General features: G+C 49.3%; 9 protein-coding genes. 1 reads left to right on the forward strand and 8 read right to left on the reverse strand.

Annotated features, from left to right (window positions below; translation table 11 throughout):
• Position 1 precedes the first annotated feature (1 nt).
• From AC58QD_RS12925 to AC58QD_RS12940, 4 genes are all read right to left on the reverse strand, one after another.
• Positions 2-571: an NADPH-dependent FMN reductase gene (locus AC58QD_RS12925; protein ID WP_497333753.1), complete on the reverse strand. Its 570-nt coding sequence runs from the start codon at positions 569-571 to the stop codon at positions 2-4.
• A 174-nt stretch (positions 572-745) separates the two neighbouring features.
• The gene (locus tag AC58QD_RS12930) at positions 746-1,408 is read right to left on the reverse strand and encodes a response regulator (RefSeq protein WP_497333755.1); all 663 of its coding nucleotides are present in this window, start codon (positions 1,406-1,408) and stop codon (positions 746-748) included.
• A complete protein-coding gene (locus tag AC58QD_RS12935) occupies positions 1,405-3,054 on the reverse strand; it encodes a GAF domain-containing sensor histidine kinase (RefSeq protein ID WP_497333757.1) in 1,650 nt (549 codons plus the stop codon). Before AC58QD_RS12935 ends, AC58QD_RS12930 begins: the two co-directional genes overlap by 4 nt.
• Complete coding sequence (locus tag AC58QD_RS12940; RefSeq protein ID WP_497333759.1) at positions 3,055-5,367, reverse strand: sensor histidine kinase; 2,313 nt, start codon at positions 5,365-5,367, stop codon at positions 3,055-3,057. It abuts the gene before it with no gap.
• A gap of 320 nt (positions 5,368-5,687) precedes the next feature.
• Between AC58QD_RS12940 and AC58QD_RS12945 the strand changes: the two genes are divergently transcribed.
• Positions 5,688-7,484, forward strand: a complete 1,797-nt coding sequence (locus AC58QD_RS12945; protein WP_497333761.1) for a putative bifunctional diguanylate cyclase/phosphodiesterase — start codon at positions 5,688-5,690, stop codon at positions 7,482-7,484.
• A gap of 74 nt (positions 7,485-7,558) precedes the next feature.
• Here the strand turns inward: AC58QD_RS12945 and AC58QD_RS12950 are convergent, their stop codons facing one another.
• Genes AC58QD_RS12950 through addB form a run of 4 tightly spaced genes read right to left on the reverse strand, consistent with a single transcriptional unit; the run spans position 7,559 to position 19,875 of the window.
• A complete protein-coding gene (locus AC58QD_RS12950) occupies positions 7,559-11,104 on the reverse strand; it encodes an SbcC/MukB-like Walker B domain-containing protein (RefSeq protein WP_497333763.1) in 3,546 nt (1,181 codons plus the stop codon).
• Positions 11,101-12,297 (reverse strand): exonuclease SbcCD subunit D, encoded by a 1,197-nt coding sequence (locus AC58QD_RS12955; RefSeq protein WP_497333765.1) that lies wholly within the window; start codon positions 12,295-12,297, stop codon positions 11,101-11,103. The genes AC58QD_RS12950 and AC58QD_RS12955 overlap by 4 nt, the downstream gene beginning before the upstream one ends.
• A gap of 20 nt (positions 12,298-12,317) precedes the next feature.
• Entirely contained in the window at positions 12,318-16,304 is a 3,987-nt protein-coding gene (addA, locus tag AC58QD_RS12960) for a helicase-exonuclease AddAB subunit AddA (RefSeq protein WP_497333767.1), read from the reverse strand.
• A 31-nt stretch (positions 16,305-16,335) separates the two neighbouring features.
• Positions 16,336-19,875 (reverse strand): helicase-exonuclease AddAB subunit AddB, encoded by a 3,540-nt coding sequence (gene addB / locus AC58QD_RS12965; RefSeq protein ID WP_497333769.1) that lies wholly within the window; start codon positions 19,873-19,875, stop codon positions 16,336-16,338.
• Positions 19,876-20,230: the final 355 nt, after the last annotated feature.

Genomic DNA, 20,230 nt, shown 5'->3' on the forward strand with positions numbered 1-20,230 from the left:
CTTATAGCCCTCCAGGCGGTTCCCAGTCAAGCCGTTTCTGTCTCAGCAGCGCGGCCATAGTGATCAACTCCGCCCCCATATTCATAAACCGAAGCTGCATCGAAGGATCTTTGAACTCTCCGCCTGGCTTGAATTCCGTACTGCCTGGAATGGAACCGAGCACCGGTATAACCCAGCCATGCAGACTTCTGATCATCGCTTGCATCGCTCCAAGAGTTGTCATGGAGGATGGTCCACCAGTAGCGGATATAAGGGCTACAGGTTTGTTCTTGAATTGTCTCCCCCCCACCCACTCCATCGCGTTTTTGAAGGAGCCTCCCATCATGTTGTGGTATTCCGGACTGCCAAGCACAATTCCATCTGCTTCATCAAGCAAACTAATGAACCTGTATACATGTTCATCTGCTCGTTCATCTCTTTTTTCAGGGTGGAACAGAGGAAGAGGGGTTTCCCTCAGATCGAACAGGATTGTTTCTTCGCCACGCTCCCTGCAATATTGAAGCACAGCCTTTACTCCCTTAACCGTATTTGATGTTGATGACAAGCTGCCGTTGAATCCTACCAGTTTCATATCCATTCGCCTCCTGGATGTTCGTTCTATTTATTCTTAGACCCATCGTACAATGATCCAGGATCCAAAGCTTCAGCCAATGGGTGTAATCGGTCATACGCAAATAGGTCCGCCTGATAGCGGACCTGTCTAAGACTATGGATGTAGGAGGCTTAGTCTAATACCTGCTCCTGGCTATGCAAAACCATTCTTTACCGCGAATAATGCCGCTTGCGTGCGATCATCTAACTCCAATTTCCCTAGTATGTTGCTAACGTGAGTTTTCACCGTTTTCTCCGAGATGATCAGGGAGGCTGCAATCTCTTTATTACTTAATCCTTTAGCAATAAGCGATAGCACCTCCTTCTCTCGTAATGTAAGAGTTGACAGGACTGCATCCGATCCGGTGACTGCCTGCTGCTTCTCAACAGGAGCAGAAGTCAGTCCGGCCAAGAGCAGGTTCTTCACTTCGGGATGCAATTGCACATTGCCGTGATACGCACCGCGGATTGCCTCAACGAGCTGATCGGGCTCTATATCCTTGAGCAAATAACCAATTGCTCCCTCTTGCAGCACCGAGCGCACATAATCCTGTTCAGCCATACTCGTGAGAACGAGAATCTTCATTCCAGGGACAAGCTCAAGCATCCGTCTTGTAGTCTCGATTCCATTCATTCCAGGCATGAGCATGTCCATTAAGACGAGGTCAGGCTGCAATTCTACTGCCTTCAACAGAGCCTCCTCGCCGTTTCGCGCTTCACCAGTCAATTCCAAATCCGGTTGTGTATTCAAGAAGAATCCAAGGCTTTTCAATAAAATAGCATGATCATCCACTAATAAAAGTTTAATTCGATTCATATAGGTTCACTCCGAATGAATGGGATTTCAATTACAATCGTTGTCCCTGCTCCAGGCTTGCTGATAATATGGACAAAACCTCCCAACATAGCAGCACGCTCCCGCATACTGACCAAGCCCATACCTGCAGATTGTCCCTCCTCCGATGCAGAACGACCGGGAACAAAGCCTTTACCCTGATCCGAAACCTCCAGCCGCACACTTTCACTCTTGTAATGAAGGGTGAGCTTCGCCTCATTGACTTGTGCGTGCTTACTCACATTATTCATAGACTCTTGTCCGATTCTCCATAACGCTTCTTCTACCGTCTGCGGAAGCTCGTGAATTCCTGTAACATTAGTCGCTATGTTCAGCCCAAGCTTCTCCCCATATTTCTGCAAACCTGTTGCAAGTCCATGCTCAAGGCCTGGAGGGCGAAGATTGGCGATTAGCGAGCGCATCTCCTTCAGCGCGTGCTGAGATAAATTTTGCATCTCTAGCAGAGTGTTCTTCAGTAATTCTGTGTTTCCTTCTGGCAGTGAGGCAGCGCCGCGAGCCGTAAGTGTTAGCGAGAATAAAGTTTGCGACACGGAGTCATGCAAATCCCTTGCGAGCCGATGACGCTCCTCTTGCTTGGCTAATTCGCGGCGCTGAATGACTAGCTTCGCTTTCTCCATACTAAGAGCAAGCTGTGCAGATAAAGCTTCTAACACCTCTGCATCCTGCTGATCGAATTGACGCGGCTGCTCATCTGTTACAAGCAGGATGCCAAAGACCGAATTAGCCCGATAGAGAGGCACGGAGAGCGCCGATTGGAACGGTTTAATCCCTACGGCCTCCAGCTCTTGATAGGGCTTTACATTATGAATCTGGAGCACCGTAGTGGACCCAGTAAACGCAGTAGTCACCGGATTGATATTCGAGAGACTCATCCTGACACCCTCTGAAATACTATTGCCCGAACAATACCGCGCACTTAAGTATAAAGCTTGTCCATCATGTAAGAACAGAACTGTATTAGGCCAACCGAATGACGTGCCAATCCCGTGCACGATCTGCTCTGGTAGAAGTCCGGTCTCAATCCCTTCTGAGATGAACCGAGATGCTTCATTCCATTTCATTAAACGATCCGCTCTTCTGCGTTCTGAGTGAAAGAACATAGTGCGCTTGATTGCAGAGCCGATTTGATAGGCAACTGTATGCAACAAAAGAAGCTCTTCATTTGAAAAATGCTTTTTTCCAGGTGCGGCGAGATTCAACACCCCCATCAGTTCATCCCCCGCCTTTAAAGGAACAGAGGCATGGTGTTCAATATTCTCCGTGTCCCCCCACATGTATTTCTCAGCGTTCTCAATGCGCTTGCAGGATATGATGTTGGCTGCGCGGCTTAACCGCCCATCCCATAAGCGGTCCAGACACCAACATCGGCCCGTGCACATCGGGGTTGCTTCTCCCCAACTCAGCGCTTGAGGTAACCCGCTGCTAGCAATAAAAGTATAATGAGGCTCCTCGTGCGCAAGGAACATCCAGCCGGTTGTAAGTCCTGTTACTTCGAGCAGCTTGATCAGGACCGCCTGTAGCATTTCATGAGTCTCGTTGGATCGGTTTAATATTTCCGAGATGCTCTGCAGGGCTAGTAGTTGCTCTTCCCGGTTATAGTGTTTCATTTATGTATCCATCCCTTCCTGCATCGGGAGTTCAATTGTAATCTTAACTCCAATCCCAACCCCGGAGATCAGCTCAAGTTTCCCATTCATGGTTAAGATACGGCTGCGCATCTGTTCCACTCCTATTCCTGATAGATTCGTTTCATTCCCTGCAAAAAGCGGCTCGAACCCGATTCCGTCATCCTCATAGGATAAATAGAATAACCCGCCGACACAATATAATTGAATAATTACTTTGTTAGCAGATGAATGTTTTTTAGCATTATTCAACAGTTCCTGCGTGATACGGAATATGTGCCTCTTGGAATCCAGGTTGAATTGCTCTGCAGCTTCCGCCTGCTCCGTAAACAGTTCAATCTCGAATGGACTAGCCGCGCGCTCCTGCTCAATTAACTTGTGAAGCGTCTGCAGCAGACCGATTTCACGCAGTAAGTGGGGATGAAGCTCAAAGCAGCTCTGCCTTAAATTTGTATTGATAACTTCCAAGTAGTCAATTAACCCGGTCATCTGCTGCCTGTCCTCCTCTGCTTGAATGGATCGGCTCAGGACATTATGAAGTCGTCGTTTCAAGAAAAATAAATCTTGCATCGTCGTATCGTGAATATCGTTAGCCATTCGAATTCGTTCCTTCTCCTGTAATTCGAACATCAGCTTGCGGAACCAGGTCAAGTCCTTGGCGTCATGCTCACTCGGCATCTGAGCAGCCAAATGCTCCAGCTTCATGGTGAGCTTCCGGATCAGGAATATATTCTCAATACTGACGGATAAGTAGCTGATAATCAGATTCAACCATTGCAAATCCTCCATTCCTAGCAGAGTGTTCGTTTTTTTGCGTGTAATAATCAAATAACCGGTGTACTCTTCATTAGAATTGAGCTCGTAGATTAAATATTCAGGATGTTCCTCGTGCTCTTCCCTTACAAGCTTTTCGACCTCAGCCAGATCAATCTGCCCAACCCCGAACACCTCATGTTCCTCTTTATACCGGAATACGATCGCACCTCCATGCAGCTGTAAAGCTGTAACGATGTCCACCAGGATCGTTTCTTTTAGCTCGCGAAAACTAGTTATCGTCCCAAGCCGCTTGGAAATTTTTTTCAAGGCTGATTGTAAGACATGCTTGCGCGGGAACATGATGCGTTCTAATTTGGTAGAGAAATACTCCAAGGCATATAGTACGATCGAAATTATGAACAGGACGACACAGAACAAGGAGAAGGCATGCGCAAGGGTAGTCTCATTACGATAAATGCTCATATCCAGGGCAGTAATCAGCAAGCTTGGGACTAAGGCAATAACAGTGGTCATCGACAGTCGACGAAGGACAATATGGATATCAAACAACTGCTTGGTAGCGATCAAATAAGTAAAGGATAGAGGGAAAAACAAAATTACGATACCCGTATGAAAAGTAGAAACCCAAGGTTGTTTGAACAATAGGATGGGCAAAAAAGACAAGAAGGAAAATGGGAAAAAAGAGATAAGAATGGATAGCCATACGGCTTTGATCAGTTGGCTTACGGCCTCATTCGTTCTCCAATGTCTTATGAGCATTGATGTTAAGCTATAGAAATTCAAGCCCATCCCCAACAAGAAGACAACTATCGTAATTGTATTGCTATAAGCATAATAAGGGTAAGCATCACTTGCACTGAAAAGAATCAAGCGTAAAAAAAACGTCACCAATACTACCCCATACAACGTATGGAGGAACTTCTTCGAAGACCGCACATGGCCTTTTTCAAGAAAAAAAACATGCAAGAAATGATAGAATACGACTGGAAGTACCATCATTGAAGTGTTGATGATCACTTTTCCTAAATAATCACCTCGAATGGAAGCTAGCAGACTCATAAAGATTAGCCCAATCGTTAGGAATACAACAGCTAAATAGATCGCCGACCGAGAGCTTCTCATAGTAAGCAGGATAGCTGCTGAGATACTGAAACAGACGAACTCCGCAGTCAGCGACATGTAATCTATGAAGCTTCTAGTCCTCTCCATGGTAACTTCCGTTATGACACCGCTCCGTTCGATGACCATTCGATCCGCTTGATCGATCGTTCGCCATTTCTTCACCGAGAAGTGTTCCTCAGTCGGCTTATTATTCACACTAACAACACGATCACCAATTTCCATTCCAACTCTAGACGATACAGCACTCTCTTCAAAAGCCGTAATCACCCATTGGTTCTGTTTGTCCTGCCCTATTAAAATACCAGTATGAGGATAGCGGAAAGTTAGAAATAGAAACCATATTTGAATCAATAGGAATAGAAGAATAGCGGCGCTGACTAGAGTGATCTTCTTCATCAAACTCACCTTTTCGACAAGTATTAAATCGTGCAGAACCGTTGCCTGGAGCCCTAATCTTACTCTCTAACATACTATCAAACCGCAAAAGGATTGTATAACAGAGTTTTCCAGTTAACAATCTGTTTTTACATATTGTAGAGCAGTTTCAAACAAGATTCGACAAATTATATAGTTTTGTCATAGAATCTGATCCTAAAATCAGTTATAATTTCCTAAAGGGTAACTAGAAAATATTTCTACTTCTTTCTATCATCTGAAAATGAGTTTTATTTTTATAAGAGCAGCACTTGTAATTCCATCATGTTTAGGGGTGTATCATGATTCATAAGAACGCCAAAGCTTTTGCGCTCGGTCATTCCATAGTACCGATACTCCTGTTTTTGCTCTACGGAAGAGACCCACAATCGGTGCTTCTGCTCATAGCTGGCCTGGCCATTGCCTTCACAACCTTCCTCTTGTGGAGAGCGTTCTCGGTTCAAGATCTGACCCGTTTTATGAAAATGCCTGGGCTTTTTCTGCTGATGGCTGTTGATTTATTGCTATTGATTATGGTGTTCGTATTGCCGGATTGGATGTCGAATCTGAGGCCTACCTGGCTATTGTTGTTCATCGTGCCTCTTTATGCTTCCGAAACTGGGATCGGCTCCACGCTCGTTCTTAGTCTCTTCGGGGCATTCGCACTGTTCCTGTTTAATCTGACACAGGGCGGCTCTTTTTTTTCCTTTGATACGTTCCTTATCGTGTTGAGCTTGCTGTTGCTCATTATCTTTATCAGCCGAGTATCAACGAATCTTAACCGTATGACTTTCTTTGACACCTTGACTCGCTTGCCTAATCGAGAGCTTTTCAAAGATAGATTGAACACTGCTCTGCAAAAAACAAAATCTAAATCTTCACCAGTTGCCGTGTTTTTTTTGGATCTGGATAAATTCAAACATGTGAACGATACGATGGGGCACGAAGCCGGGGATACTTTACTCCGAACAGTATCCGAGCGAATTGTAGCTATCTTGCCGCGCAAAGCGACATTAGCCCGAATGGGGGGAGACGAGTTCGCCATCCTGATCCCTCACTTCGAGAAAATGGAGGATGTCGTCAACTTATGCAAAGCTATTTTCCAGTCTCTGCAAGATGCAGTAATCCTGAACGAACAGGAATTGTACATAACTACAAGTATTGGAGTCGCCCTATACCCGGATCATGGAAGAACCAGTGAACAGTTGATGAAGAATGCGGATGTGTCTATGTATCGCGCCAAGGAGCAAGGCCGCAATCATTATCAGTTCTACAGCCCCCCAGAAGGTGTTCAGATGCCTTATGAACGGTTTGCCATGGAGGCTATGCTGCGTAAGGCCTTGGAGAAAGACGAACTAGTAGTCTATTATCAACCGCGGGTAAGCACCCGTTCTGAACAACTAGTATGTGTAGAAGCGCTTGTCCGATGGATTCATCCAGAGCTCGGACTTATTCAGCCCATTGATTTCATTCCGCTCGCAGAAGAGACCGGGTTGATTGTGCCTTTAGGAGAGCTCGTTCTGCGCAAAGCATGCAGGCAAGTGCGGATGTGGCAAGAGCTCGAAGGTTATTCATCGTTGCGGGTCAGTGTTAACTTATCACCGCTCCAATTCAGACAGCAGAATCTCCCTGTGCTGGTTCACCGCATCTTAAGGGAATCGAAGCTAGCTCCTGAGTATCTGGAGCTAGAAATAACAGAAAGCGCAGCGATGCAGAATGTCAATCGTAACATTCTGATGCTGCGCGATCTGAAGGAAATGGGTGTTAAGATATCCATCGACGACTTCGGAACAGGCTATTCATCACTTAGTTATTTGAAGCGATTCCCTATTGACGGCTTGAAGGTAGACCGCTCATTCATTAACGGGATTCACGAGGATGCCGACGATGCCGCCATCGTAACCGCTATTATTGTACTTGCCCGCACCCTCAAATTAAAGGTGACCGCTGAAGGCGTGGAGACTGAGGAGCAATACGCCTACCTGCAGCAGCAAGGCTGCGACGAGATTCAGGGTTACTTGTTCGGCAAGCCGATGCCTGTGGATACGTTCGAAGACTGGCTGAACTTACATATGTCAGAAGAAAGCTTAATGTTCTAGGGAAAGAACGTAGCTTCAAACGTTGTACTAACCAGATTCAAAACGAAATGCAACTAGATTCAAAACGCAGTGCATTAACCAGATTCAACTGTTACGCGGCTTCCGCCGCCTTCTGCATCTGCAGGTTGTACGATCAGCCTGCGGGGCAATCTGGCCCTAAGCTCGGGAACATGACTGATCACCCCTACCGTTAACCTTTCCATATACAGCTTCTCCAGCGAGGCAATAACCGACTCCAGCAACTCTTGATCCAATGTGCCGAAGCCTTCGTCCAGGAAAAAGAACTCAAGCGGATATCGGCCTCTCAGTTGAATCTGTGCCGATAGCGCTAGGGCTAGCGCAAGTGAGGCAAGGAATGTCTCTCCTCCAGACAAGGTAGAAACAGGACGTTTCACACCCCCATTCGCATCATCCCGAATCAGAAATCCACCCGTAGAATCAACCTCAATCGCATATCTTTGCCCCGTCAGATCGCCTAAGCGCTGTGAGGCTGCTCGACTTACAACCGTTAACTGTTCTTCGGCGACATATTCTACAAAAGCGTTTCCTCGAAGCACACTTTGCAATTTGGCCAACCGTGCAAGTAAAACTTCCAGCTCCGTTCGTCTACCCTGGAGTTGGCTCCACTTCACGTGCTTCGTTTCTACATCTTCCAGATCTCGTTCTGCCTTAGCTGTCTCCTGCAGCGCAGCTTCATCCTGCTCTTTGGCAGACAACCATTCAGCCAGACATTCATTCCACTGCTCTTCCGTAATGACCAAGCCTTGCAGTTGTTCATCCAGTGTTTGTACTTTCAATTTGCACTTCTGCTCTTGTTCTCGATGAAGAAGAATGCTCGATTGTCTCGAGCTTCTCTCTTGTTCAGGCAGTCTAGCTTCCTCCACTTCCTTCTGAGAAGTGAATATAGTGCTGCTAATTGCTTCCTGCCAGTAACGGTCAGCTTTGGCTGCTGCTTCGTGTGCCGATCGTTTAGCTTGAGCCGCTGTGCTCTGACGTTCAATACATTGTTGAAGGGACGATTGCAGCTCGGAAACCTGTTGTCTTGCAGATCGCTCATTAACACGGATCGTTTGAAGCTGTGACTGCGTGTCACTCATTTGCTTGGCAACATCATCGCCATCTTCCATCCATTCTCGAAGCTGCTTGCCTTTCTCTTCTGCCGCATGTGTTCGGGCATCACACTGGGCATGGAGCTGTACAAGCTCCCTCTCCAATTGTACGCTCTCTTTATGTAAGTCATCCATTAGCTTCGTTGTATTCTCCAGGAACGGAACGCTCTTAGCCAATCGCTCTCGCAGCTCTTCCGCTTGACGATCTTGATCATGGAGCAAAGATAACTCTTGCTCGATTTGTTCGACGGACTTGCCATCGTAGCGCTCAGACCAAGCGGTTTGCAGCTGACCGATATGCGATTGATGCGCTTGCTGCTTATCAGCAGCATTAGCAGAAGCAGCTTGAGCGGTTTCCATACGAGCTGTAAGTTCATTGTGAAGCAGCTCCAGTTGGCGTTGTTGCTGCTGCTGCAGCTTGAACGCTTCCTCGATTCGGCCAACACGGTTCATGGCTGCGGCTGTGCGATCATCGAGCTTGGCGACAGCTTCTGTGATGACCGGAATTGTAACGGAGCTAGAGTCTTCTGCGCTTGTTGATGACGCAATAGAGTAAGCCTCTGCTGATAAGTCAATCGGCGGGTCTATAACGGTTGCATGGGCAGCAGCCGCTTCTGCATACGATTCAGCGTTGTGAGCGGTTGAATTGGAGGTGTCAACTTTCCAACGCGCAGCCAACTCATCCAGCTTCTCCGCCTGTTGGTACAGCTTGAACTGCAATTGCTGAAGCGGCTCACGGAGCTGCTCGAGCTGCTCGATGGCGGCGTCTGCCTGCTCGTCTTGCAAGAGCAAGGCAGCGCTTGCCGGAGCATGCTCGTGCTCGGCCGAGAGCCGCGGATGCTCGTGCGAGCCGCACACCGGGCACGGCTCGCCCTCCGCGAGCGTCGCCGCCAGCAGCGCCGAGAGCCGCGCGGTCTCGCGCTCGCGGCGCTGCCGCTGCTGGCGCGCGAGCTCGCTTGCGGCTGCCGCCTGCAGGCGGCTCGCCTCGCGCGCCAGCTCGCGCAGCGCCTCGCGCTCGGCGGCAGCGCCGGCCACGTCTGCGGCGAGCTGCGCGCCGAGCGCGGCGTCGCGCGCTGCAAGCTCGCGGCGCTGCTGCTGCAGCCGCTCGAGCGCTTGCGCGCTGCGGGCGGCCTCGGCGGCCAGCTCGGCCGCCTGCAGCGCCGCGCTTGCGAGCTGCTGCTTGTCGAGCGCAGCTGCCTGCAGCTTGTGCCGGTCCCCGGCCGGCACTTCGAGCCGCTTGAGCTGCTGCTGCAGCTCAGCTTGCTTCAGCTGCGCGCGTTCGCGCAGCTCCGCCTGCTGCTGCAGCCGCGCTGTGCTCGCGGCATGGGCGCCCGCGGTCTGCTCGCGGGCCGCATTCAGCTGCGCGAGCTCGGCCGCGAGGCGCTGCAGCTCTTGCTGCAGCGCCAGCGCCTGGCGCAGCCGCTCGAGCCGGACGGATAGTCCGGCCTCGCCCGCAAGCAGCGCCTGCTGCGCAGCGGCATGTGCGGCAACCGCGGCGCTATGCCCGTTCGTTGCCGCAGCCAGGGCCTCAGCCGCAGCCTCCTGTTCGCGGCCGGCAGCCTCGGATAAGCGTGCGGTCTCCTCCCGCTCTCGCAGGAACTGCATCAGCCGATCGGCCGCTTCTGCTAGCAGAAGGGATCGTTCCCAGTCCGCGATTGCCCCCTCCTGGGAAGCCAGCTTGTCCAATTCAAGCCCAAGCTTGTCGCGCTCTTGCTGCCAGTCCCAGTGCTGTTTCAACTCATCGCGCCGGGTCTGACTTGCGTGCAACCGCTCGCGCTGTTGCTTCGCCTTGCGCCTCGCTTCATCCAGCCTTGTTATCGCTGTCATCAACGCTTCCTCCGATGCATCGCCCAGCCCTTGCTGTTCGGCTGCAATTTGCTTCAGGGTGGACTCCGAAGCCTTTACGCGTCCGCTTAACTTTCCGTTCAATTGGTTCCCATAAGCTTCTAATGCGAACAAGCGCTGAAGCATTTGTCGACGCTCGCTGTCTTTCAGCGACAGGAATTCGGCGAACTTCCCTTGAGGAAGAACTACAGCTCGAGTGAAATCATGCATGGAGAGACCTAATGTTTCTTGAACCATGCGAGTTACTTCTTTACTCTTATCTGCTAATACTACGCTCCCCTCAACATCAACAGATTCACCATTAGCAGTTAAACCCATGCCCAACTGGACAAACCGACTTACGGTTTGGAGCAGAGAAGTATCACCGCTGCGTTTATATTGACGATCAACACGATAGCGCTCGCGTCCCGAAGGACTGGAAAGCTCGAACGTAAAAGACACGGACAGCGTGTTCTCCGCATGATTCAGAATACCCTGCGTTCCACCGCTCGCACGCTCTACTTCACCATACAAGGCAAGCGTCATCGCATCCAATATGGTCGATTTGCCGCTGCCTGTAGGTCCGAATATCCCGAACACACCAGCATCGCAAAGCTTAGTGAAATCTATGGTCTGCTTATCCCGATAGCTCTGCAAACCCGCGATCGTTAACTGAATCGGCTTCAAATTTCTTTTCCTCCTTCCTCATCTGTTGCGGAACTTCCTTCAAGCAGCAGCTCCATGAACAGCTGGACGAGCTCAGGCTCCGCTTCAGCACCGCCAGTCTGACGCGTATAGAAGCGCCTGAACAATTCATCAGCAGGAAGCCTCTCCCTTACATCCGTTTCATCGGATTGAGACTCTGTTGTGCTCTGATAGATCGGTCGAATCGTAACAATTCCTGCATGTCTTTTGCGCAGCTGCTGGATTTGTTCCATTCCCATTGTTTCTGTCAGATGGATATCAAGCTCGATCCAAGCCCTTGCATCTCGACCTTCATCAATCATCCGATGCACCTGCTCAAGCCCTTCCTTGGCTTGCCAGCGAACAAGCGGTCTTCCGGCAGTTAGAAACAGCTCTGTAACCTCAGGTGCTTCTCCAGGCCGAACATCGAGCAGAGTTACTGATTTCGCTTGACCTGCTTCTGAGAAGCTGTAGCCTATCGGCGAGCCGCTGTACCGGATCCGTGCGGGACCTTTTACTTCTTGAGGCCTGTGCAAATGTCCTAATGCCGTGTATTGAGCTCCTATATCAAAGGCTCTCGGATCGACGGTATAAGCGCCACCTACTTGAATGGGCCGTTCCGAATCGGATTCATAGCCCCCAAGAACATATAAATGGCTCATAGCCAAGTTAACCTTATCCGAACCAAAAGCCTGCGCCTGTCTCAGCATTAGAGCGGTAACCCGATCCGAATAGGCGCTTCGCAAAGTTTCTTGATCGAATTCATCAGTGAGCAGTTCGCGCAGCCTCGATTCAGAAGGATAAGGAAGCGCCGCGATAACGGCTATCTCCCTTGTTCGAGCAACTTCAACCATCACAGGATCTGCCGTCGGCATTCCAATAAGCGTTATTCCTTGACGTACTGCGAGCGGAGCTGAAGCCGCGAGACGCTCCGGATTATCGTGGTTACCCGCAATAACAACAACCTGACACCGCCCGCCATCGGCAATTCTAGCAATCGTATCATAGAACAGCTGTTCCGCCGCAGCCGGAGGATTCACAGAGTCATATACATCACCTGCCAACATTAGTAGGTCGATCTGTTGCTCCTTGACCAGCACCGCTAGCTCCTCAAGAAACTGGGCCTGTTCCTCCAGCCTGCTGCGGCCTTCAAGCAAACGTCCCAGATGCCAGTCCGCTGTATGTAATACCCGCATCTAATTTTTCACTCCTTAACCTACAACTCGACTGTGTGGGATCCGTCAAAAAAGTACAACATTTTCTCTTTCACAGGACGCTTCCATATCTGTTCAATCGCATGAGCATACAGTTCCACTTGAAGGCGATATCGCTCCACCACATTGGCTAAGCCATCTCCAAGTATCGCATCGGTTTTGTAATCTAGCAGCACTAGCTCTCCATTCTCTTCGAACAGACAATCAATGACCCCTTGAATCAATATCATCTCTTCTTGACTGGTTTCCTCGATACCCGAATAAACATCGCCAGCCCTAAGTCCATAGCTGAACGGGACCTCGCGATTAACATGCGGCGCACGCAAAATTCTCTCGCCTAAAGGTGAAGTGAAGAACTGTAACAAGATATCCGCATCTGCTTGACCGCGCTGTTCTTGTGTAATCATCTGACGGTTGACCATACGATCCATCGTGGCAATGATAATATCTTTTGTCATCATCGCATTATGAAGCGGAACATGCTGCATGATGGCATGATAGACTGTGCCGCGCTCAGCTGCATTCATCTTCCTCTGCTCCATGAACTTCGGTCTCTTACCGAGGGAATGCTGAACTTGACGCGCTTCACTGCCAGGACCAACCGATTGTTCGGAGGCTGCCTTCGGAAGCCAAATGACAGCTGGTTCTCCTTCTTCATCCTGGTCCCTGTGCGGGTCCGCCAATCGTTTCAACTCGGTTACCGATGTTTTGGAGAACAGCTTGGACAGGCTCTCGTGAGGATTGCTCCAGCTCAATCTTTTGTTCAGTTGCTCCCTGTGGACACTCTCTATATCATCAACAGGCTCAAGTTGACCTATTGCTTCCATTCGATTATCCGCGAACCTTGCTTCGATAGCTGCTGCTGCTTGTGTCAAGGTTGCCGTCCCTATGACACCTATAGACCAGTTGGAGGATTCTTCCTCCATAATGGATGGCCCCCTGCTAATGGATTCTGGCAATTGGCCCCAGGACCGCAATGTCTGGGCATGAGGATGCCGTATCAGCGCAGGACCTAGCCAATCCAGGAAACAACGGGCTTTGGCCACCTCATAGTCAGGCAGCGCCCATTCCTTATATTCCGCTAGAGCTCCCCATTTTTGAACATGCTTGTCAAGCGTTGGGAGTGTACCTAGCAGGAAAAGCTTTTCCTTAGGCCGAGTCAGTGCCACATACAGCACACGAAGCTCCTCAGCAAGCATCTCCATCCTCATCCGCTTACGAATCGCTAACAAAGGCAGAGTCGGATAGCTTACACGCAAAGAGGTATCGACATATTTGGGTCCGAAGCCCAGCTGCTTGTGCATAAGGAATGAACCGGTTAAATCCATCATGTTGAATCTTTTACCCAACGCAGCAACAAATACGACCGGGAACTCCAGACCCTTGCTTTTGTGAATGGACATGATTCGAACGACATCTTCCTGTTCACCTAATGCTCTCGCCGTTCCCAGATCGCCGCCATTGTCCTGCATCCGCTCAATGAATCGCAAGAATCGATACAGTCCTCTGAAAGAGGTAGCCTCATATTGTCGAGCACGGTCATACAGGGCGCGTAGGTTGGCTTGTCTTTGCAGTCCCCCAGGCAACCCCCCGACATAATCATAGAATCCCGTATCCCGGAATAATGACCATATAAGGTCCGCCAATGACCCTTGGCGTGCAGCCTCCTGCCATCCGCTGAGTCTGTACAGGAATGAGGTTAGCTTACCGCGCAGCTTCTCAAGAGCTTCGTGATCCAACAGATCAACCTCATCGGCAGAGCCGCCACTCGTAGCGCTCCCCCCCGGGCTTTCCTCTGCAGATACGCAGGCAAGCACAGCTTCATAATAGGGGCTGTTGCGTTTGGATAACCGAACCTGCGCAAGCTCGTTAGCTGTTAATTGGACAATCGGAGAACGAAGCACGCCTGCAAGCGGGATATCCTGATAAGGATTATCAATAACTTTGAGCAAGGATAGAAGGGTCTCTACTTCAGTAGCTGTGAAATAGCCGCTGTTCAAGTCAGCATACACAGGTACTCCCCCTAATCTTAACTCCTCCATCAGAACGGCAGACCAGTTCGAAGGAGAGCGCAGCAGGATGACGATATCCCGATATTCAACTTTACGATACCCGCCAGACTCACGGTCGTACACTTGAAAAGGCTGCTCGCCCGTCTCGCCGCGAAGCTTATGTATTGTAGCCGCAATAAGTCTTGCTTCCAGTTGAGCCGTCTCCGCTTGCTCTTCTTGCTCAGCACGATCTGTTGTTGCATCACCAGTCTGATTGTTATCGTCCTCATCCTCACCATCCGCATCAGATGCTTCAGCTCCATTCCCAGCTCCTGTTTTATCCACTAGAAGCACTTCTATGGAACAATCATTCGGACTGGGCGGATAGGCGGCGCCGCACACGAGCTGGGCTGCTTCATCATAATCCATCTCTGCAACCGTAACACTCATTAACTGTTTGAACAGGAAGTTAACCCCGTCGACTACCTCTTGACGACTTCGGAAGTTTCGCGCGAGATCTATGCGCTGTCCGAGCCCCCCGGGATTGTTCTGGTATATCTTATATTTGTGCAGGAATAACCCTGGCTCAGCCAATCGAAACCTGTAAATACTCTGCTTCACATCGCCAACCATGAATCGATTACCAGGCGCTTCCTTGGACAGTAAGTCCACTATAGCTTCCTGTACCATATTCGTATCCTGATACTCGTCCAGCAATACTTCCTCGAACTGTTGTCGGTATTGAACAGCCGCGTCAGACGGAATCGAATGCTCAGGAGTAGAGTCGGGATGTCTAAGTATACTCAAGCAGTAATGTTCCAGATCAGCAAAGTCAACGAGTCCGCGAGCGGCCTTCTGCTCTCTGAACCGCACCCCAAAAGCAATAACGATCTCTGTCAATTTGGCCATAATTGGAGCCATTGCAGCCAATTCCGCCTTGTATTGCTCAGGTGTGCGTTGGAATAATTCTTCCTGCAAGGTATACAGTTGTTTCTTGGCCTGTTCCCGCAGCTTCTTAACCCGCTCCTGAAGCTCCTTGTCCACATCATTGCCCTTGCTTGCATTCAGCTTGCCGAACCCTGCCGTTTGGAACCGGTCATACAACAAATCCCACGACATACCAGCAGCATTCAATAATTCAGTAACGACTAACAGATCGGCTCTTAAGTTATCGATATAAGCTGTTGGCCCTCCAGAGCTCTCCGATAGATGTAATGCTTCTTGAATTAATCCGCGAACTCCTCTTAGCTCTAATAGAACATCTCCGATCAGACTTGCTTGCCACTGCTCAAACCCTGATTGTGAGGATGAAGTGGAGTCCGCGGGATCGAAGGCAGCAACTACTTCATCTAACCAATGCTCTGGCCAAGGGTGACTTCGAGAAAAGTCATACAAGTTCTGTATGAATCTGGAGATCGCTTCATCTCCTCGTTCCCCGCCAAACCAGTCGACCAGTTCCCAGAACGGACTGTTCTCCTCGCTTACCCCATATTGCTCTTCCAACAGCTCAGATAAAATATCTTGCCGCATTAGCTCAGCTTCCGTCTCGTTAGCAATGCGAAAGGACGGATCTAGCTGAACACGCGAGAAATAACGGCGAACAATTTCCAAACAAAAGGAATGTAAGGTCGTTATGGAAGCCCGATGAATGAGTGAAATCTGTTTGCGCAAATGCACAGACTGTGAATGATGCAGCAGCTCCTTCTCCAGAGCTTCACGAATGCGCTGGCGCATCTCTCCTGCTGCGGCATTCGTGAACGTGGCGACCAATAATTGATCGACATCAATGGGATGGTGCTCGTCTGTGATCTTGCGTATAATTCTTTCCACTAACACCGCTGTTTTACCTGATCCAGCAGCAGCAGCTACTAACACATTGCTCCCGCGTGTGCGGATCGCTTCCCACTGTCCATCCGTCCACTTACTGCCAACAGGCTTGTCCCCAAGACCAGTTGCGGAGACAAAATCTGCAAGTTTTTTTTCACTATCTGCATTCATTATAAAGTCTCCTCAATCTTGTACTTAGATTTCAATTGTCCATGCGGCTAGCCTCAACTGCCTGCCAAACCTGTTCTTTGGGGATGACCTGCAATCGATTATATGACTGCATCTCTGCATTGGGCTCGAATCTGCAAACCGGCTTGTATGGGCAGAACGTGCAGGCTAACTTGGGACCCATACGATAAGGACGAATGTCTACATGCCCGTCTGTAATCTGACTTCCAATGTCTTTGATGACATTGCGTACGTAACCTCTCAGTCCATTCCATTGCTCTTCTGTAGCAAGTGATGAGCTTTTATAGAAGCTTCCATCTGTTTTCATTGCTACCGGAATCAGGTTGGAATACCCGCTTTGCTCTCGAAGTCTGCTATCCATAAGCTGGACGGTATCTGCATCATCCAGAACAAGACCGCGCATTTTGAACCGTTTCAATAGTTCTTTCTCCGCTTGATCTACAGTCAGCACATTTTTGCGCTGCAGCATCGGATTATGAACATGGAAATATAGGACCCCGGCCGGCTTGGCTTTACGGCCCAACCATTGCTCGGCATGTGTGATTACAACATCCAGATAAGTGAGCATTTGTAATGACATACCGTAGAACACGTCGGTTAGTTTAAGGTCGGTTGGACTGGATTTGTAATCAATAACGCGAAGCAGCATCCCGCGATCACCGAAAGCTTGATCCACGCGGTCAATTCGACCAATAATCTCCATCGTGCAGCCGTTATCCAGATGAAATTCGAGTGGAGGCAGTGTTTGACCAGGTCCGAATCCTAACTCTAATCCTATCGGTACAAACGATCCGTGCCTGGAATGCTCCCCTAATACAGCAGAAGCACGTCCTACGATCTGTTTAAGCTTACGGGCAATATAACGATGTCGGTTAGAGCTTAATAATATTTCGGCTTGTAAGCGGGGGGCAAGCTCATCCACGGCCATCGATGCCAGTGCAAAGCATTGCTCCGTTGTCAGAGCCGACCATGCAGCACCTTCTTGCTGCAGCCGCATTGCTACTCTGCTTAATGCAGCATGGAATAGTTGCCCGATATCAGGCGCTTCAAGTCTATATATACGTCGCTCGGCCAATCGAAGTCCATGCGAAGCAAATTGCGAGAACGGGCATGCAACGAACTTCTCCATTCGTGATACACTCGCTCGCAGTCTTTCTCCATATAGGGCTCGGCTGACCGGGACCGTTAAGGAATGCTCATGATTCGTGTATAGCAGGGAACGCAATGCCCGTTCGAGCTTCTCTTTCCAAGCAGATTGCCCCGCGAACCAATTGTAGGCTTCCCACCATACATTCGTGATTGTCTTACCTTTGATCCATTCACGAAGTTGGACGCTCAGCATCGACAGGACTCGGTCTGGTTGAGCTATGAATTCCAAAGTTTCATCATCTGAAGCACCCGTTGCCGGCTCTGAGAGCAGCATCTGCTCCGCGGCCATAGGGAACATCCTGCGCAATCGTTTGACAACCTCTGAAGGCAGCAATGACTTTCCTTCTTCATCGGCAAGAGGATAACTGATCCATAGATGATGGCTAGGAGTTGTTAGCGCAGTATAAATGAGAAACTGTTCATCCAGCAGCTTCCTTTTGCTTCCGTCGGCCATCTCCATGCCGCCTTCGATAAACCGTTCCCGTTCTGCCTCCGTTAACAATCCATCCTCGTTCAGCTTTGCTGGCATGACCCCGTCATTAACACCTAATATGTACACTCTTTTAATCCGGCTGGACCTTGTTCTGTCCATGCTGCCAATAAGCACTTGATCCAAAGCAGGCGGGATGAGCGCGAGTTTGATCTGGTCGAGTCCCGTTTCGATCAGTTCAGAGAACATCGATATGGTTAGCTTTTCATCCCCAAGCATTTCTACAATCTGATCTAATAGATCCATAACACTGTCCCATATTTGACCATTCTCTTTTGCAGCTTCCGGATTGCCTGCTTCTATATAAGACTGAGATTGCAGCTCCAGTTTCTCCGCTAACTGCAGGTCGGCCAGGAACATGTATAACCCCTGCGCCATATCTCGGACAGAGTCAGCCTTCTTGAGTGATTGCTCCAGTGAGGATAACGGATGTACAATCAACCCTCGGCAGTAATGAAGCAGCTCCGTAAGTGGCTCGTCAGGTGCAGGAGTTATTCCATTATCTTCGAGTGAAGATCGCATAGCAGGCTCCCACCGCCTCGCCTCCTTCCAGCGATATCCCTGAATTCCGAACGCCAATACCACGTTCTCGAGCTGATTCATCCCACCCCTTAGTAGTCCCAACGCATAGGGCTTTTGATCGGACTTTTCGTGCGGTAGCAAAAGATCGGTCTTGACACAACGGAACACCGCATCATGCCGCCAATTACCGCTCACTACCTCTAAGGACGAACGGATTAGCTCAGATAACGGATGATGTAGTAGGGACCTTTTCTGATCGAAAAAAATAGGAATGCCATGATCCGTAAATGTTGTAGCCAGTAGGTCTCTATACTGCTCCATATTGCGAACAAGTACAGCCATATCACGCCATCTGTAGCCCCGTTCCCTCACTTGACGGATCATCTCGCGGGCCAGACCCTCTGCTTCTGCCCTGCGATTAACAGCACTCTGAATGGAAACATCCACGTATTCACCTACAGAATTCGAGAATGGCGGTGCAGTACGGTTACCAAAGCTCGCTTCCAAATAGGCAAGCATGGGACTGTGTTTGAACCTGATGGCTGGATCAGCGTTCAGGATATGAACACTTTCTTGCTCAACTCCCATTTGCTCCGCCAATTGCTTGAGCCTGATCAGAGTCCTTGCCGTAGGATTGAACAGATCAAGCTCGTCCGGTTCTTCAGAGGCCTCATAATCCCGCTCTCCGCAATTGGTTATAGTCACGCTTCGGCAATGACGCATCAACTGTTCAAGCACCCGATATTCCTGAGGGGTAAAACCGTGAAACCCATCGATCCAAATCTCCGCACGCGACATGAACCCTGTATCCCCCACTTGCTCTGCAAGCAAAGTAAGGTAGTCCTCGGAATCGACGTATTGTTGTACCAATACTTGTTCGAAGTGGGCATAAATCATTCGTATATCATGGAGCTTATCTGCTGTTGATGCAGAAGTATGCTCTAAACTGGTTTGCTTGCGCACGTGTTGCGTAAGCTTCGCTTCATCAACTCCATAGCGTCTGAACTCCGTGAACAATGTGTTTAGATTCTCAATAAAACCTGCCTTTTCCGCAGATCCGCTGAAAATACGCAATTCATCCTTATGCTGCTGCAATATCCGATGCAGAAGCATCGCCTTACCGCTATCATCTATATGTATTCGAGCCATTCCACCCGTTTCTTGCATCACACGGAACGCCAGTCGACGGAAGCTGAGCACTTGTGCTCGGATCAAACCGCCTAATTCAGGAGTTGCTACTAATGCGGCTTCTGCTTGAAAGGTTGCCTGCTCCGGGACCAGTAATAGAATGGGATCGCCTTCTGGCGCTTGAACAAGCTTATTCCGTATTTCATCCAGACATCGACGGGTTTTCCCGCTTCCTGCTCGACCGATTATATATCGAATCGCCATGTAAGCCTCCTAACAAACAAGTGTTCTCTTTTTAACTATTCTATCATATTTGGGCAACTCTTGCTTTTGGAAAAAGAATGAATTATTAAAAAACCTCTGGAAAGATTACTCCGAGGTCCTTGACGGATGAGTTCAGTTAGACGCTTGGGAGGTCAGAAAAATGGGCTACAATCGCTGTTGTACTTGGATTCTTTTGATTATATTTTTAAAGATCTCTCATCTACTTAGGTGCTCTATATTAAAAACTCTTGTGAAAAATTCCTCCAGAGTTCTTTGACGTATGATTTCAGTTGGCGTGTGTAAGGACATCCGAAGAGAGTAAGGGTTCCCTAGTCTCATACTCTACTAACTTCCT

The organism is Paenibacillus sp. J2R1T-4 (assembly GCF_059692235.1).

What these genes read in the sequence shown, in the direction of transcription:
- AC58QD_RS12925 (WP_497333753.1), bottom strand. Translation starts at nt 571, where the DNA reads ATGAAACTGGTAGGATTCAACGGCAGCTTGTCATCAACATCAAATACG.
- AC58QD_RS12930 (WP_497333755.1), bottom strand. Translation starts at nt 1,408, where the DNA reads ATGAATCGAATTAAACTTTTATTAGTGGATGATCATGCTATTTTATTG.
- AC58QD_RS12935 (WP_497333757.1), bottom strand. Translation starts at nt 3,054, where the DNA reads ATGAAACACTATAACCGGGAAGAGCAACTACTAGCCCTGCAGAGCATC.
- AC58QD_RS12940 (WP_497333759.1), bottom strand. Translation starts at nt 5,367, where the DNA reads ATGAAGAAGATCACTCTAGTCAGCGCCGCTATTCTTCTATTCCTATTG.
- AC58QD_RS12945 (WP_497333761.1), top strand. Translation starts at nt 5,688, where the DNA reads ATGATTCATAAGAACGCCAAAGCTTTTGCGCTCGGTCATTCCATAGTA.
- AC58QD_RS12955 (WP_497333765.1), bottom strand. Translation starts at nt 12,297, where the DNA reads ATGCGGGTATTACATACAGCGGACTGGCATCTGGGACGTTTGCTTGAA.
- addA (WP_497333767.1), bottom strand. Translation starts at nt 16,304, where the DNA reads ATGAATGCAGATAGTGAAAAAAAACTTGCAGATTTTGTCTCCGCAACT.
- addB (WP_497333769.1), bottom strand. Translation starts at nt 19,875, where the DNA reads ATGGCGATTCGATATATAATCGGTCGAGCAGGAAGCGGGAAAACCCGT.